Source organism: Martinezella lusitana (assembly GCF_900094565.1).
Taxonomy (GTDB): domain Bacteria; phylum Pseudomonadota; class Alphaproteobacteria; order Rhizobiales; family Rhizobiaceae; genus Rhizobium; species Rhizobium lusitanum.
Map to the genome: position 1 here is coordinate 24624 of NZ_FMAF01000043.1, position 15921 is coordinate 40544.

General features: G+C 58.1%; 14 protein-coding genes. 2 read left to right on the plus strand and 12 right to left on the minus strand.

Going from position 1 to position 15921, the window contains the following annotated elements; genetic code table 11:
* Positions 1-17 precede the first annotated feature (17 nt).
* From GA0061101_RS35735 to GA0061101_RS39975, 12 genes are all read right to left on the minus strand, one after another.
* Positions 18-875: a sugar phosphate isomerase/epimerase family protein gene (locus GA0061101_RS35735; protein WP_092577139.1), complete on the minus strand. Its 858-nt coding sequence runs from the start codon at positions 873-875 to the stop codon at positions 18-20.
* Between the two features lie 154 nt (positions 876-1029).
* Complete coding sequence (locus GA0061101_RS35740; RefSeq protein WP_037200675.1) at positions 1030-1359, minus strand: hypothetical protein; 330 nt, start codon at positions 1357-1359, stop codon at positions 1030-1032.
* A gap of 59 nt (positions 1360-1418) precedes the next feature.
* Positions 1419-1670 (minus strand): hypothetical protein, encoded by a 252-nt coding sequence (locus GA0061101_RS35745; RefSeq protein ID WP_092577141.1) that lies wholly within the window; start codon positions 1668-1670, stop codon positions 1419-1421.
* Positions 1671-1985: 315 nt separating this feature from the next.
* Positions 1986-2618, minus strand: coding sequence for a hypothetical protein (locus tag GA0061101_RS35750; protein ID WP_092577144.1), 633 nt, complete (start codon positions 2616-2618; stop codon positions 1986-1988).
* Between the two features lie 295 nt (positions 2619-2913).
* Complete coding sequence (locus GA0061101_RS35755) at positions 2914-3570, minus strand: DUF4376 domain-containing protein (protein ID WP_092577146.1); 657 nt, start codon at positions 3568-3570, stop codon at positions 2914-2916.
* A gap of 18 nt (positions 3571-3588) precedes the next feature.
* Complete coding sequence (locus tag GA0061101_RS35760; RefSeq protein WP_092577149.1) at positions 3589-4008, minus strand: hypothetical protein; 420 nt, start codon at positions 4006-4008, stop codon at positions 3589-3591.
* A complete protein-coding gene (locus GA0061101_RS35765) occupies positions 3998-4429 on the minus strand; it encodes a hypothetical protein (protein ID WP_141694160.1) in 432 nt (143 codons plus the stop codon). Before GA0061101_RS35765 ends, GA0061101_RS35760 begins: the two co-directional genes overlap by 11 nt.
* Positions 4430-4433: 4 nt before the next feature.
* A complete protein-coding gene (locus tag GA0061101_RS35770) occupies positions 4434-10403 on the minus strand; it encodes a phage tail protein (protein ID WP_092577219.1) in 5970 nt (1989 codons plus the stop codon).
* Between the two features lie 101 nt (positions 10404-10504).
* The gene (locus GA0061101_RS35775) at positions 10505-10933 is read right to left on the minus strand and encodes a DUF6950 family protein (protein ID WP_092577155.1); all 429 of its coding nucleotides are present in this window, start codon (positions 10931-10933) and stop codon (positions 10505-10507) included.
* Complete coding sequence (locus tag GA0061101_RS35780; protein ID WP_092577159.1) at positions 10930-11550, minus strand: hypothetical protein; 621 nt, start codon at positions 11548-11550, stop codon at positions 10930-10932. Before GA0061101_RS35780 ends, GA0061101_RS35775 begins: the two co-directional genes overlap by 4 nt.
* Before the next feature lie 3 nt (positions 11551-11553).
* A complete protein-coding gene (locus tag GA0061101_RS35785; protein ID WP_092577162.1) occupies positions 11554-12198 on the minus strand; it encodes a hypothetical protein in 645 nt (214 codons plus the stop codon).
* Complete coding sequence (locus GA0061101_RS39975; RefSeq protein ID WP_208865054.1) at positions 12198-14726, minus strand: hypothetical protein; 2529 nt, start codon at positions 14724-14726, stop codon at positions 12198-12200. The genes GA0061101_RS35785 and GA0061101_RS39975 overlap by 1 nt, the downstream gene beginning before the upstream one ends.
* Before the next feature lie 61 nt (positions 14727-14787).
* On the opposite strand from GA0061101_RS39975, the gene GA0061101_RS39130 reads away from it, so the two are divergent.
* Together GA0061101_RS39130 and GA0061101_RS39135 are read left to right on the plus strand one after the other, a co-directional pair.
* Positions 14788-15345, plus strand: coding sequence for a hypothetical protein (locus GA0061101_RS39130; RefSeq protein WP_141694161.1), 558 nt, complete (start codon positions 14788-14790; stop codon positions 15343-15345).
* Between the two features lie 280 nt (positions 15346-15625).
* A partial coding sequence (locus GA0061101_RS39135) for a hypothetical protein (RefSeq protein ID WP_141694162.1) occupies positions 15626-15921 on the plus strand: 296 nt, incomplete at its 3' end.

Sequence of the window (15921 nt, forward strand, 5' to 3'; positions counted from 1 at the left end):
TTCCGATAAACACGTCTTTATGCTGCTGTGACCTTTTGCAGGACACCTGCAATGCAATCGCGTTCTTCGAGAATCCCAGTCCATTCATCTTCATGGTATTGCGAATCATAGATCAGCGTGAAAGGGCCTCGGTAACCGGCAGCGTCGGAAAGTTCGACGCAACGTGCGTAGTCCTCCGCGTCAAGACCTGCCGCTGAATAACGACCCTTGGCATGGCACAATTCGGCACGCCCCATGATCTTCGCTAGATCTTCATATTTGCCAGCGCGCTCCCAATTGCCGAAATCCCCGTTGAGACCGACTTTGCCATTCAAGGCATCAAGAACGCGATTGAGTTCCGCCGGGCCGGGCAGCAGATCAAACCAGTTTTCTATAACGAGACGTACACCCGCGTCGGCAGCCTCCTCAGCCAGTTGGCGAAGATGTATTTCTGCCCGATGTAAAGCTGCATCGCTTGGCTGAGCCTTGCCGGCAATCACGCGCATATTCTCGGCCCCGAGAGCCGCTGCGGTATCGATCCAACCGGCCATCCATTTGGCGTCACGTCGAGCCGTCTCGGGATCACTGAGATCACCATCCTCGATCAACAGTGTTTGCACCTTAACATCCACTTCTTCGGCGGCGCTCCGCAAGTCGGCAACGTAGCTCGACACACGGCTTGGCAAATGGAAAGAGCAAATCTCGAGCCGAAAGATATCGTGCTCAGCACATTGGCGCGGCAAATCAATCAATTCGACGACCCCCTCCCCATAAGCAGGCTGGCGGGTCGGTGTTTCGACACCATCGGGCCTATATGGATAAATGCCGCCGAGCGCACGGTGCAGGGACCACGTGGATACGGCAAAACGATCTGCAAGGTCGATCGCGAAGCTCATTTCATTCCCCTCCTTGATTCCTCAAACTCTCGTGAGAGCAGGTAAGAAGTAGATTGAACAGACCGGATATCAATCGAAATCCGGAGATCGATCACATTGCCTTCGCGGACAACCCGATCCCACGCAGAAGGAACATTCGAAATATCAGGCACGGTCACGGTACCCCACGGCCGCCGTTCACCCATCGGGAAATGGCGTCGAAGATCAAGTCGGCAATCCACATGGCGCATACGCCGACGACAAAAGCCGTCGCATTCATGGCTGCGACATCCTTTTGCGGCAGAGGCCAATTGATGGCACGCAGGTAAAAGAGCACCGGCTCCGTTAGATATGCTGCCGCCAGCGCTCCGCAGATCGGCGATGCAACAATCTCCCGCATTGTGTATCGACGCCTGGAAAGACCACGCAAGATGCCGCCGGAAAGGCCAGCAATGACGACCCCGGCTTTGATGCCCAACGCATCCAGAAATTCGTGCATCGTCATTGTTTTCTCTACTGGAAATCTGACGCTCTCGTTCGTCGAGGCGTGCTGCGGGAAAAGCCTTATTTGTCGACAGGCGGCTGAGGTTTTATCAACCCCGAGATCCCATCACGCATGATATTGACCGCGATCTTGAGAGCGCTCAGAGCGGCAACTGCAGCAGCGGTGTAGCTGGGGCCGACAAAGGACTGTGAACACTCCAACGTGCCATCAGCAAGCTGAGCGCAACCTGTTGCCAACAGAATGGCAACGATCAGTGCCGACAGAGTGATGGATACATTGAGAAGATTATGCAAAGCATTGGTGTTGAACATCTTTTTCCTTTTTTCACATGGAGGGATGGGAGGGATGGGCGCGATCCGCGGACAACGTTCACTAGGGTCGTTCATATGATATCGCCTGGCTTCATTGGCCGATTGGTCTGCCGATGAGAGTTTTTTGATTGAAGGGGCAATTGAACCTTGCCGAAGGTGATTGGCCATCCTTTGGGTTGGTCGCAACGGAGCTTAAGCCGGGCGTTTCGCTTTGATCCGTGAGTACCCTATGAACTCGTCAGCAAATTTCGGCTCATATTGGTCGCGATCCCCTGGCGGATGGCAGCGCCATCTGGGATCCAACCTGGGGCAAGACTATCGCGCGGCCTCGAGTGCCGCGGCAAATTTCTTGGCGTGACCGGCGATATCGACCGCGCGATCCGAACAATTGATGATTCTTCGCGCACCAATCCAATCGGTCGCAGTGGCAGTGAAGAAGTCCGACAATTTCTTACCGGTGAACCGGCCGTTGGTCATCCCGTCAAATAGGATTTCAATGGCCTTGATGGGATCAAGCGCCTTATCCGGATCATCGGCAATCCCGTATTTTGTATAATTGTCACGCCCGGTTATCTGTACCAGACCACGACCACGGTAGCGCCAGCCATCGCCACTGGCTTCGTCCCGGTTGCCCATCCGGTTTGCATAGGCGCGGTTCGCTATCCGCTGTGGCTGCCGGGCATAGGCGCCGGCCTCCCCCACCGTGAAATATTTCGGGAAGGTCGCAAGCAGACCGGCGGCCGAGTAGTTTAGATTCTCCGAGATGGCACACATAGTCTTGTCCGTCTCATGATACGTCGTCGCGAGTATGTAAGCCAACCATCGGCTATCCAACGGTCTGGCCTCCAACTCAGACACGATTGCCTCGATACCATTGACCTGATTTGTCGACAGTCGCCCGCCAAACAGCGACAAGCGCAACCCCGCAAAAAACTTTGCGTGCTCCATGTCATTTTCCTTTATTGTCAAAAGTCCGGCCCGCATTCGCGGCGCCTTTGATTACGACCGGATTTTTTCAAGCTAGGCTTCAGCCGGCGGCGGTAAACGCCATCGATGCGAACAAGCTCGCCCCCAGTGTATTGTTCGCATCACGTGAGCCGTTTCCCGGTCACCAGGTTCTGCCTCCCCCAGCGCGGCGGAGCCGCATCTCTTGCAGAGCAGCCGTGCTGAGCCACATGCCGTGAAGAGTCTTGGATAACCCGTAAGCTCAGATCGTTGCTTAAGCGTTCTTTTGAAAATACACTTAGGCTGCAGTGTTTGCCGGCCACGCGAAGGCGTCGATTTCGGTCGTCGTAGTGATGGTGCCGGCGATGATCTGCTTGTCGACTTCGCCTTCGGCGGCAAAGCTCGCCTGGACGTGAGCGCCGACCGCATTGGCGATAGCCGTCATCTGTGCCGCCGTCAGCTCGACAAAGCCGGCCGCCGTCTTGAACTTCACCGTCACCTCCGGGTTCGCCTGCACATAGTTGTAGGCTCCAGTGATCAGCGATTGGCTCTGCCGATCGGTCATGACGCGCATGCCGTCGATGACGACGCCGCCCGTTTCGACGGCATAGCGCTTGATCGCGGCATAGGCGTAGAGATCGACAGGGATCGGTTCCGGAGACCAGCCGACAACAACGGCTTGAAGGCTCGACGGCATTTCCGGCCAATCGCCGGTCGCGCTGACCAGGGCGGCTTCCTTGTTGCTCAGTTGATCGAGGATGGCGTCCTTATCGGCGGCATCCAGTCCGGAGGTGATCTTGGCGGCAAGTGCGAGCCAGTAATCCGGCACGTTATAAATCTGCTGTCGGCCGAGCCAGAAGGCGGCGCACGCCATCCAGCGATCGGCCCGACTTTCCGAGCGAGCCGAAAGCAGCGCCTCGACCATCGGTTCATACATGCTGTCAATGCGGTACATGGCAGTCCTTTCCTGTGTTTAAGCTTGGGCATAAGCGCGGACGTCCTGCCAATCGATGTCGGCGGCGGCGCGGATTTCGGGAGCGGATTTGGCAGCGGCAAGAACGGCGTTTGCCGATCGGCGGACGGCTTCGATCATCTGCGATCCGACTGCCCAATGCTGATCTCGCGTCAGGATCTCGAAAGCCTTCTCGAAGCGGCTAACGCCATGCTCTGCCGCCTCGGCCGTGATATGCGGCGTCTCGCTCCCGGGCACATTTGCACCCTGTTGCCGATCGGCGGCAATCAACAGCGCCTCGCGGCGCTTCAGCGCATAGACGGCCTCCTGGCCGGGAATGACGGTGATGAACATCATGCGCGCCATCCTGACCTGACGATCGATGTCGGTCTGCGCTTGGAGACGTTCCAGAGCAAGATCAGCCGAAATGTTAAACAGCATGGATGGTCACCTCGAAATGATGGAAACCCGCTGGGGCGATGAAGGAAAAACGGTGCTCGCCAAGAACGTCGGTCGTAAACTCGAAGACGTTGTCCTCGATGGCGACGATCTCGCCGGCATGAAGGACCGAGGTGCCGGCCGGCAAGGCGAGGCGCACCGTGTCAAAGCCATCTGCCCGGACGGTGTATTCGGTGACATCGAGCGCAGCGCTTTTGGAGGTGATGACGCCGTCCAGCACATAGCAGTGCGCGTCGATGTCTCGGCGATATTGGTCGGCCGGTACTTCAATTGCCTTGAAGCCCTCGCCGTAGATGCCGGCATAATGCGGCAACAGGCTCAAAGCGCAATCGCCGCTCTGGCGGATTGCGCCGTCTGGGCCATGGACGATGTAGTGGATTGTTCTGTCTTCTAACGCTGTCATGGAGTTACCTCTTGAAAGCTGTGGCGGTGATGTTGCTTTCGTTCCAGCCGATGGTGTTGCTGGGGCAATAGAGCTGCAGGATGTAGGTGTGATTGCCGGCACCGGGGGCGTCGTAGAGGCCAGAGACGGCGACGAGGCCCGCCGTATAGGTGGTTTGTGTCGTCGTGCCGTTGCTGCCTCCTGTTCCAGAGACAACGGTTTGGACCACGCCAAGATAATAGGTCTGGCTGAAGATCGCCGTTCCGTCGCGGAAGATGTTGCAGCCGATCGGCTGTGAGTTCTGACTGCCGCCGTTCTGGTTGAACTGACCGAGCGTCATGGCATCGATCACCACGCGGCCATCGCCGGCAACATTGACGACACAGCTTACGAGATTGACCGTGCCGTTTGCGCCGATGGTCTGCGTGCCGGCGACACGCCCAGCGCCCACTCCCGTAACAGCGCCACCCTGAATATTGGACGTGCCGACCTGCAGCGAGCCGATGACGGCCGAGCTGATATTGACCGCGCCGAGATTGGCGGTGATAGCGTCGAGGCTGTTGACCGAGATCTTGTTAGCGGTCACGGCACCGTCAACGATCAGCTCGGCCGAGACGGCGCGACGCATGACCGGCTTCGACCAGTAGCAGGAACTGCCGGTGCCGGCCGTCTTGTTCACCTGCAGGAGCATGGCCAGTTTGGTGACACCACTCGGGACGGCGTATCGTCCCTGAAGCCGCATCCAACCGTTCTTTACGTCCGTGCCGACCACAGCGGGGTAGCTCACCGACCCCGAGGGGGTCATTGCGGCTACAAGGATGCTCGCCCGGTTTGGGTCCGCGTTATAGACCCAAACGTCAAAGGCGTAAGTCTCGCCGGCCGTGACAGCGACAAAGTTCGATCGCGCGATGTCTCGACCAAGCGATTGCAGGACATAGCCTGCCGCATCTCCTGCCGACCCGGTATCGAGATAGAAGTTCTGAACGTTCTGCGTTACCCAACCGTCTAGCGTGCCGGTCTGCCAGCCATTGTCGGCCATATTGGAGTAGTCGGTCAGTACAAGCTGCTTTGCGGTAATCGCGTTCGCCGCGATCTGGTTGGCACCGATCGTGTTTGCCGCCAGCTTGTCACCGGTGATCGTCCCGGCCGCAATCGTCGTAGCGGTGACCGCACCGGCTGCGATCTTGCCAGCCGTCACGGCATTGGCTGCAATATCATCGGCAGTCACTGCGTTGGCGGCGATCTTGTCGGCAGTGATGGCGTTAGCGACGATATTGCCACCAGCGATCAGTGTTATGCTGCCGTCGCTCCATGGGCTAGGCTCGGTTTGATTGGAATTTGCCTCGCCAAAGTACATGCGCGTCAGCCACAGAAAACTGTCGTTCTGACCGGCAACCGTCCCCTTCATTCGGAAGAAGACAATGGCCCTGGCCGCGTTCGCTGGCATCTGGGCCTTGCCCCAGAAGCGCTGGTAATTTGCGAGGTTTTTCTGCGGATCAATGTTCTGAGCCGCAGGGAAAACTCCCCAACTGGGATAGGCGAGAAGAGTGCCGTTGGCGTCGAACACCCCGAGGTAGGGTTGCACGCCGTTGCAGCGATGGCCGAGATAGTAAACTGACAGCTCGTACCAGCCGTTTGGCTTGACAGCGAACTGCTGACCACTCCCATCGGCTTTGTAAGGTGTCACGCCATATTCGAAGCCCTGATCACCGTTGATCTGCCGAATTTCGATAGCGCCGGGAACGGGCGCGTAGGTGTCCGTGCGCAGTGAAAGCGTGAACTTGGAGGCAGAATTCGACCACTCAGGCCCCCATCCGGTGAGGCCGGCCGACAGATCCGAGTTCGTGAGGTAGTTGCCGCCCGTGCCGACTGCGAGCGCCTGGGTAGAGACCGAACCGGCCGCGAGCTTGTCGGCAGTGATGGCACCGGCCGCGATCTGTGCTGCGGAGACCGCGCCAGCCGCAATCGTGCCCGCAGTCACGGCATTGGCGGCGATGGTGCCTGCCGTCACCGCATTGGCGGCGATCTTGCCGGTCGTCACAGCGTTGGCGGCAATCGTGTCCGCCGTGACGGCGTTCGCGATAATAGCGCCCCCCGTGACCAGGACGATGCCGCCGTCGCTCCAGGGCGTCGCTTCCGTCGCTCCGGCCGGGATGCGGCAAAGCATCGGTTTGTTGACGAACATGTAGCTGTCCGTCTGACCGCTGTTGGTGTCGAGTTTGCGTAGATGGAAGCAAGCCGCAACGGCGTCTGCGGGAGCCGCGCTGGCCGTTCGCAAGCGCAGCCAGAGGTCTGGATTGGTGCTGCTTCCGGCGATGCTGTCATTTGCCGCAGCGGCCGTATAAGCCGAGACAGTGCCGTCAGCACGCACCCATTCGATCCGCAGTTCCACCTTGCAGCGATGGGCAGAAATATAGGCGGTCGCCTCAAGCCATTCTCCGGCCGCGCAGGGCACTGCAAACGGCAAGGACCATGGCAGGCCATCGCCATCAGGGCGCATCCAGCGAACGTCAGTATAAAAGCCTGTGGGACCGCTGCCCTGATAGAGCATGAGCGTCGGATTGTTCGCGCCAGACCAAGGCTGACCCCTTGGTCGAATAGCCAGCGACAAGCCCGGTATCGTCCCGCTGGTATAGCCAATCACCCAACAGTCCCGCCCCATCGTGAAGCTGGCGTTCTGCAAAAGGTTCTTGCCTGAGCCGACCGCAAGCTTGTCGGTCGAAATCGTACCGGCCGCGATCTTGTTAGCCGTGATCGCGCCATCAACGATCAGCTCTGCACCAGCCGCTCGGCGCATGTTCGGCTTCGCCCAGTAGCAAATCTTGCCGTTGGCCGCCGCCTTGTCCACGCCAAGCACCGGCTGGATATAGTAGACGCCGGCAGGGATGGTGAAGTTACCCTGCATTTGCGTCCAGACCTTGCTCGCACTAGACGCGACCGAGATGAAGTTCGGCGCAACATTGTTGCCGGACTGATCTTTCTGATAGAAGCCGATGAAAGCATTTGCGTTCGGATCTTGGTTGTTGAACCAGACCGAAAAATTATAGCTCTCCCCCGGTGAAACCTTGATCAGAGGGCTTGCAATAAGCGCGTGCTCGCGCCCATCGGCCGCCAGCAGCCACGTATTCTGAACCGGGCTCACTGCGGTTTCGAGGTAGTAGTAGGCGGTTGCACCGGGCGTGATCCAGGCGGAGAGATTGCCGGTGGAGAAACCGAGATCGATCATATTGTCGAAGCTGCCGACAAGGAGCTTATCGACGGTGATGGCTTTAGCGGCGATCTGTTGCGCACCGATCGCGCCGGCAGCGATCTGACCGGCTGTGATGCTGTTGGCGGCGATCTTGTCGGCCGTGACCATTCCGGCCGCAAGCTTCGGCGTTGAAATCGCGCCATCGGAGATCTGCGTTCCGACAATCTGCCCGGCGATATCGCCAGCAGCCGTCGCCGCCGTCCAGGCGCTGCCGGTGTAGCGATAGAGCTTGTCGTCGGCGGTGAGATAGACCGTGCGACCCTCGACATTACCGGTGGTCGGCAGGCTCGCAACAATCTCCACCGGCCGAATGCCGGAAGCAAATTTCGTCGCATCGACGGCATTGGCGGCAAGCTTGTCGATGGTGACGGCGTTGTCGGCGATCTGCGCATCCGTCATCTGGCCATTGACGTCGATCGCGGCGACGGCGGCCGTCCATGCGCCGTTGTGATAACGATAAAGCTTACCATCCGTCGTCAGGAAAACCTGCCGGCCTTCGACATTGCCTGAGGTGGGAAGATCAGAGACGACTTCGACGGCCTTGATGCTGCTCGCAAGGCTGGTCGCTTCCACCGCACCCTGAGCGAGCTTGGCGGCCGTCACCGCGCCATCGGCGAGTTTGGTGGAAATGACGGCGCTGCTGGCCAGCACGTCGGCCGTGACCGCCGCCACTTCAAGCTTTGCGGTCGAAACGGCCTGGTCGGCGAGCTTCAGGTTGGTGACGGCCTCGTCCATGATCTTTGCGGCCGTAACAGCCGCGTCGGCGATCTTCGAGGCGATGATAGCGCCATCCAGAACGTCGCTGGCCTGGATGAGGACGTTTGGCGTCGTGACGGTCAGCCATGCCGACCAATCGGTTGCGCGGTTCGATCTTGGGAGGTACCGGCCCCGCGCCTCATAGTCGGTATTGGAGATCATCCATTGTCCGGAAATGATCCAGGAATAGGGAGAGGCATAGGGATTGCTGTCGCTGTCGAACACGACATCGCCGGTCGCCTTGAGGCGAACCTGCACCCACACGCCCGTAACGTCATCGAGGTCCTGCGCACAACTGATCTTGATTGCCGGACGGCGATCGATGCCACTGGCATCCTTCACCGTTGCGGGCTCGACGGTCCAGCCGATCATCGGCTGCGATGGCGGCGTGATAGGGCCGAGCCAGCCGATGGCGCTGGGCAGCTGCAGACCTGGGTGCCAATCATAGTCGGCGGGATCGACTTCCTTCAGGGTAACGACGATCAGGAAACTGGATTGCGGCTCGACCTTGACGACCAGGAATTTCTTCTCGTCATAGCCGTTGCGCGCGGAAGACCAGGAAACGACATCGTTCGGCTCCAGCGGATAGGCATCCGGCGGCAGCGATACCTGGTGCACACGAAAACGCCGATAATCCTGGATCATCGCCAGGCCGACACGCTGCACCTGATTGGCGAACGGAACGGTGAGCAGCTGGATCTGCGCCGGTAGGCGGCGATTGCCGTCCTGAACTTCCAAATCGGCATTGTAACGGCCCGGAGCATCCTTCGTCGCCCATTTTTCCGCGGGCTCCGGATAGGTGGCCTCGATGGCGTTATAAGTTGCTGAAAGCGACGGGAATGGCTGGAAATCCTGCTCCTCGGTAACGACGATATCGTCATCCGTGAAAGAATAGACCGCCGCACCCGGCGTTCCCACAAGCATCTTGAAGATGCCGCCGACTTCCGCGATGCGGCCGTTGCAGCCCTTCAGCAGCTCGGAAATGGCATCGAGGGGTTCCTGATCGCATTGGATATCGTAGCCGGCACGGAAAGCTGGTTCGCTGCCACCGCCGTCGAGCTGGACGGACGCGTCGCAGGCATTCGCCGCTGCCATCCAGTTCGCCGCCGGCAGGCAGAAGGCGCCGATGTTCTGGCCGCCGTAGACCCATTCCGACCCGTAGTAGACACCACGGGCAAGGTTGTAGGTCATCACAACCGGGTTGGTGCTAGGCTCCCACGTCGAAGGATCGGCCCAGCGATGCGCACCGTTGCCGCCGACCGAGGAATCCTTGCGGACGTCGTAGAGCGGCAGCGGATGCGGCTCGAAAAGGCCGGCAGGAACGCCCCTGAAAAGATCGGTATTATAGCGCGAGGTGAGAATGACCACCTGGCAGCCACGGCCGATCATCGTCGGCTTCCACGGCCGCTCGGCATGGGTGCCGAATTTGGCCGTCAGAAAAGGATCGGGGCTTGTCTGCGTGCCGTCTAGGAACTTGATCCAAAGATAGTCCTTGTTCTTGACGCGATACTGCAGCACCGGGAAGCCACGCCCGTCTGGATGCGGCTGGTCCCAGAGAACGCCGACCTTCTGGTCATCGATCCAGACGCTGGTCAGGCCGCGCTCGCCGGCGCGGTTAGGAAGGCTGCCGATTTCGATGACATCGGTAAAATAGGCATTCGGCGTCTTGCCGTCGTCTCCCCAGGTGCCGGCATATTTGCGCTTGCCGGCGGTCGCGTAGCTGCCGATGATGAAGGACATCGCATGATCGTCCCCCATGCTGATCTCGAGCTTCGTTCCGGCTGGCTGAGGCTTATCCTTCTTCGCCAGCGCCTTTTCGACCAGCGAAAGGCCGATATTGATGGCAACCGTCAGTATTAGTTTGCCGATGCTGATCGAGGAGAAGAAACTCGCAATCGAGCTGATCGCCAGGCTGAGCGGGTCAGCATGCGCCGCATCCGCCACCAGCCAGAAACTTAGGACGTTCAGAAGCAGGATGAGATATTTCATGGATCGGACGACCTCGATTGGCGCGTGGGAAAGGGCCGTCGCAACCAACGCTGCGCCGACTTATCACCGGTCAGGGATAAAATTGATATCGAGAGGCCGGATTAACCGACCTTGAAGGCCCGCTTGGCGTCGAGCAGGTCGACCGTGCCGAGCCCGCTCTCGCGCAGCACGAAAATGCGCTCGCCATTGACGACGCCGAGCGCGTAGCCGAAGGGCCCCTCGTGCGGGATAGCCGCGATACCGCCGATGCCGGCTTCGCTTGGGTGGATCTCGGGCAACATGCTGGCAACGAGATCGGCAAGATTGTCGAAGCCCGCCGCTTTCATCGTCTTCAGCGCGCCGGCCGCAGTCGAATATTCGTCGCGAAACTGGGCGGCGCAATCGACGCCGGTGATCGCCAGCACCAGATTGCCGGCAAGGCCTGGTCCGCAATCATGGCCGCCCCAGGCAAAGGGCGTGCGCTTCAGCCGATCGATCTCGGCGACGAAGCAGGCGCGCCAGTTCTTGACCCTGACGAGATCGCTGTTCATTTCTGCCCCCAGGGGATCTGCCAATTGGCGACGGTGCTGGAATAGAGGCCGAATTCATCGCCGCTACGACGCTTCTGGCCCTCGTAGGAGGATTTGGCCGGATTGGTGCGCTCCAGCATGGCGATGGCGGCGGAGATGGCTGAGATTTCGATGTCGCCATCCTGCCCCACGGCCGGCGTCTTGATCGGAGCGCCATCGGCAATACCGAGAAAGGCGATTTCCGGCGCCGCACTCGGCAGGCGCGTGCCGGTATCGAACGACATGTCGTGGATTTCGATCGGCGCCAGCCGCAGATCGTAGCCGCGCACGAGCTGCTGCACGGCGGGCGCGATCTGGCCGATGGTGATGGTCACGGTCTGGATCGTCAGATCCGCCGTGCGCGGGATCGGGCTCACCTGCAGATTGAGGCCGCCATAATAGGTGCGCGCCTCGGGCAAACCGGTGACGCCGGAGGTGACGGTGATGTTGATGTCGTCATCGCCGGTCCAGAGGCCGATCGAGGCCGGCGCGCCGCTGGCGAGATCCTTGCCGGTGATCCAGACGAAACGACGGGGCACGAGCCCCTTGTCGCGCGCGCCGGTCAGCGCCGCGAAGAAGGCGGAGGTGATGTTTTTCATCGTCTATTTCTTCTGGATGATCTTGAAGGTGGCGCCCGAGGTGATCGGGCCGCTCGCTGTGCCGGGATTGTGGCTGCCCGGCATGACCAGGTATTTGCAGGCCGGCAGCAGAAGGGTCACGCCGAGACCGGCGGCAAAGCCCGCCGGCAGATGCGGGAAGACGCCGAAGACGGGCGTGATCCCCTGCCCGCTGGCATCAACCGTTTCCGAGATTTCGAGAAAGGCGTAGCGGCCGCCATAGCCGACCTGCATCTTGTCGCCGACGGTCAGCTGATAGCCCGCCGGCAGGCCCTTGAGGCTGAGCGAGGCATTGTCGGCCCCGAATGCTGCGACGCTGACACTCGCGGCCCCAAGCTTTGTCCCGTCGGGATCGGCCTGCGGATATTTCGACAGCGGATCATAAAGAAAAAGCGCCTCCTGGGCGCCGTGTAGCTTGCGGATGCGGGCGGCGATCTGTTTCGCCTCCGCATTGTACATATCGGAAAGCGTCACCGTGCCGGTCCAGAGTGGCGGCGCCAGCTCCGCCTGCCAGACCCGGCCATCGCCGGAGCCGGAAAGCTCGTCATTGCGCTGAATGTCCCAGACGATGCTGGAGATCTTCAGAAGATCGGCAAAGGCCGGCAGGCTGTAGGGATAGGAAACGGCCATCAGCGCCTCCGGGGATTGCGGTTGATCTGCGCGACGCGATCGGGAAGCTGCTGATTGAAATCATTCAGCCCCTGCCGCGTCGAACTCTGCGCTTCCGATTGCGCGACGTTCTTCACATAGGCCTTCAGATTGCCGTCCTCATCGACGGAAACGCCGACCGTGACATGCACGCCGGAAGCGGAACCGGAGGCATCGTTCTGATTATCGGCCCTGAGGCGGCGGACGGGAACGGAAGCATCGGGCTGCGCCCGCACCAGTTGCGGCCCGCCCTCGCCGACCACGCCGCCATCGGCATAGCCGCGCCGGCCAAGCCGCATCGCCTCGACAACGCCGACGCCGCCCGCCCGGGCAATATCCTTCTGACTCCAGACGACCTCGCCGGCATGTACCAAACCAGCCGGATCATAGACGCCCCCAGGGCCGGTATAGCCGCCATCGGCCCATCCGGCGGACAGAGCGCTGAAGGGATTGAAGCCGGAGGTGGGCACGGTTGCATTCGAGCCGATGTCGAAGCCACCGCCACCGCCAAATCCGAGCAGGCTTGAGAAGATGCCGCCGATACCGCCGCCACCGAACAGCCCACCGCCTGCAGCGGCGCTGTTGACCTTGAACAGGCTGTTGAGCACATCGTTCAGCAACCTGTCGGAAATCTTGGTGAGCACGGAAATCGCCGCCTTCCCCAAGGATTTCCAAAGCCCCTCGCCATTGCGCAAGCCGCTGACCAGCGTCGAGGCAAAATCGCCGGCAAGCTCGCAGGCATATTTCAGCTGTTCATTGTAGCGAATGATATTGGCCGAGGCCGAATTCATATCGACCGGCAGGCCATATTGCTTCTGTGTCGAAGCGACAGTTTGATCGATGGTCGAGCGACCCATCTGCTCCTGCTGGAACTGGATATCGCCCGCGAGCTTCTGCAGCGACTGCGCCTCGGCGACGCGCCTATAGGCATCAGCCTGGTCATTGGCCGCTTTGGTCAATTGCGGCATCTGCCCCAACTGAATTGCGCAGCTTTTCTGAAGGTCGTCCTGGTTTTGCTTCAGCGTGACGACCTTCGACGTCACATTTTCCGTTGCGGCAGCGGATTGGGTGGAGGTCTGTGTAGTAAGCTTTGTTTGTCCAGCGTAAGCTGCCGAAGATTTTGTCGCGTTATCAATGGCCTTTGCTGATCTCCCAATAGCAACGTCATTATCGGTCCATCCTGCAACTCGATTCGCCTCTACGCTAACGGTAGACTGATCGGCATTTTTTTCGACAGAATTCGTTGTCGCAGCCGAACTGGACAAACTTGCCAACCCTGGAATAAGCAATCGCGTGATGGCGGCCATTCCATTGACAAATCCTGAGGAACTATTTGCCCATTCAACTAACTTTGAAGCGACTATTTGCGTCGCAGCATTCGGTGCCCCAACGTTGTTAATGTTTGTCGCACCAACCGAAGTTCCCGGTGCTCCTCCGTTAGTCATATAGCCTGCAACCGCAGCTTTAGCTTCCGTACTCGTCTCTTGAATCTTTTCCAATCTCTGCGAAATCAAGGTGGCGTAATTATTTTCCCAGGAGTTTTGTAACGCCTCCAAGTCGGGCGCCACGTCCAGATTTTCTGGCTTCGCTCGGGCTGCTGCAATACCCTCGATAACTTTTTTCACATCCTCCGGAACGGCGTCCATGTGCTGCAATCCGTTGATCAACTTTTCCAACGGCGCCGCAAACTCATAATAACTCGCACCAGGAGTATTTCGCTGAATTCTTGCATCAGCAACAATATTATAGTTTTCCTTCATAAATTTATCTAGAATTTTCTCAGATTCCTGGTATTTTTCGTTTATAGATATTCTACTTTTATATATAGTATTTGCCACACTAAGCATTTTCTCAGCGTCTTCGGCGTCTTTCTTAAATTGCGGCATAGAATCGCCGCTCAGCGTGCTTCTATCTTTCTTTTCATCCCGGTCTTTTTTTATTTCCTCAAATGCTATGGCTTGTTTATTGAGATCGGTCTCGCGCAACAGCCGAGTCAATATGTTATCGCCTTGAGTGGCAGCAAGTTTTGCTTTCGCATCACTAACAAACGGCCCAACAAGCTGCAGAAACCAATGTATTGCTTCACCAACTTCCTGGATTTCGCTCTTGCGAAGGGGTTCACCTGCCCCCGAGGCGCGTTCACGAATAAAATCGAAGTTAGAATATCCCGTAGGATGATTAAAATCTAACATGCTTCTACTAGCACCACTGGCTGCTGCTTGTGTGGTTGGCGGCGCGCTATTAATGAGTTGCGCAACTGCAAAAGTAGTCATGGCATTTGCTGCCACTTTGCCGTTCGCTGTGGCAAGTTTTATAACTTCTGTGTTTGCTTTGCCGATCGCTCCGCCGGCGACCCGAACCTTGCCATTCATATCGTCGATGGCTCGCGCTGCTGCGCTTGTTTTCTTTTCCGCCCGTGTGGCCTCCGCATTCCATACGCTAGGATCATTTGCTGCGGAGCGTACTTGGGATGCATCAATGACAATACCAAGTCTTGCAACGTCTAACATACGCTTGCCCTCCCCTGAATAGCAGAGTATCGTTTCTAGGTTGTCTCATTGGGAAAATTTCGTGCTGTATCTTTTATCTACGGCTGGTGACGCAGCTGTTGTGTGCCCACACCTCAGCTATTTGAAGCGGGCTTCAATCATCGCGAGCGCTTTACTTGCTACGTCGGCCTTGAGCGGCTGCAACTTTTTTGATCCACCACTCGTTACCGCATGCGAAGAAAATCTAAAAGGCGTGCTAGTAAAACCCTCAAGCTATCGGCGCGGTGATTTCAACATCACTTCAATACCAGTCACACGATCCGAATTGGATAATTATTTTGAAGGCACGCCATTAAAGACATTGCGCAAAGAGGCTCTTGAGCGTTTTGACGACGGAACTGAGCGACCGGTGCGCTATATGCTAAATTTACAATTTACCGCTGACAACGAAAACGCCGAAACTGTGACCACAAAGCTCGCCTGTGAGTATTTCTCTTTTGACGGCAAACAGTCCAGCGTTGTTCCGTTCGTAACAGGGTTAAAACCCTTGGATATTTCCGAATTTTCGCGATTAACGTCAAAATCGCTTAAGGGTATCGCCGAAGAGAACCTTCGAAAGGCGGCGGAAGGCCTACAGTAGTCTGGCCAATTATGTTCACCTTATCCCCGTACGGCAGTATTCGCCGCGCAGCACCTCGCGTTCATCTCACCTAAGCCGGCCATTTACATGCAAGACTGCGCCGGACCGGTCATTTCCGGTAGGCCTTGAAGCGATCCATTAGGGCTCTGATATCGCCGGCCAGGATACTGATGCCCAGAGTTGCAATATCTGCCACTGGAATCCGTTTCAAAACCATGCGAAATACAACCCTGCGCTTTGAATGGGGGATTTCGTGATTAGATTGTGGGGATTGGTGAGCGTGGCTTTTTTGCTGCCAGCCATCGGCGGCTGTAGCTCTTCTGAATCAAAATTGGTGACCGTGTGCGAAGAAGTTTTGAAATTGAGACTTTTAGCACCGGCAGGATACAAGCGGGTCGAAATCAAAGAATCCAACGAGCCTCTCAACCGCGCCGACTACCAACGCTATTTGGCGGGAGACGAATATGGACCACTCATCCAGGGAGCCAGGATGAAGGATTTTGACCAAGGCCGTGTAAAACCTCTGATGTTTGAGGTTCTTATAACTTACGATGCTCCTAACGCTTATGGCACACC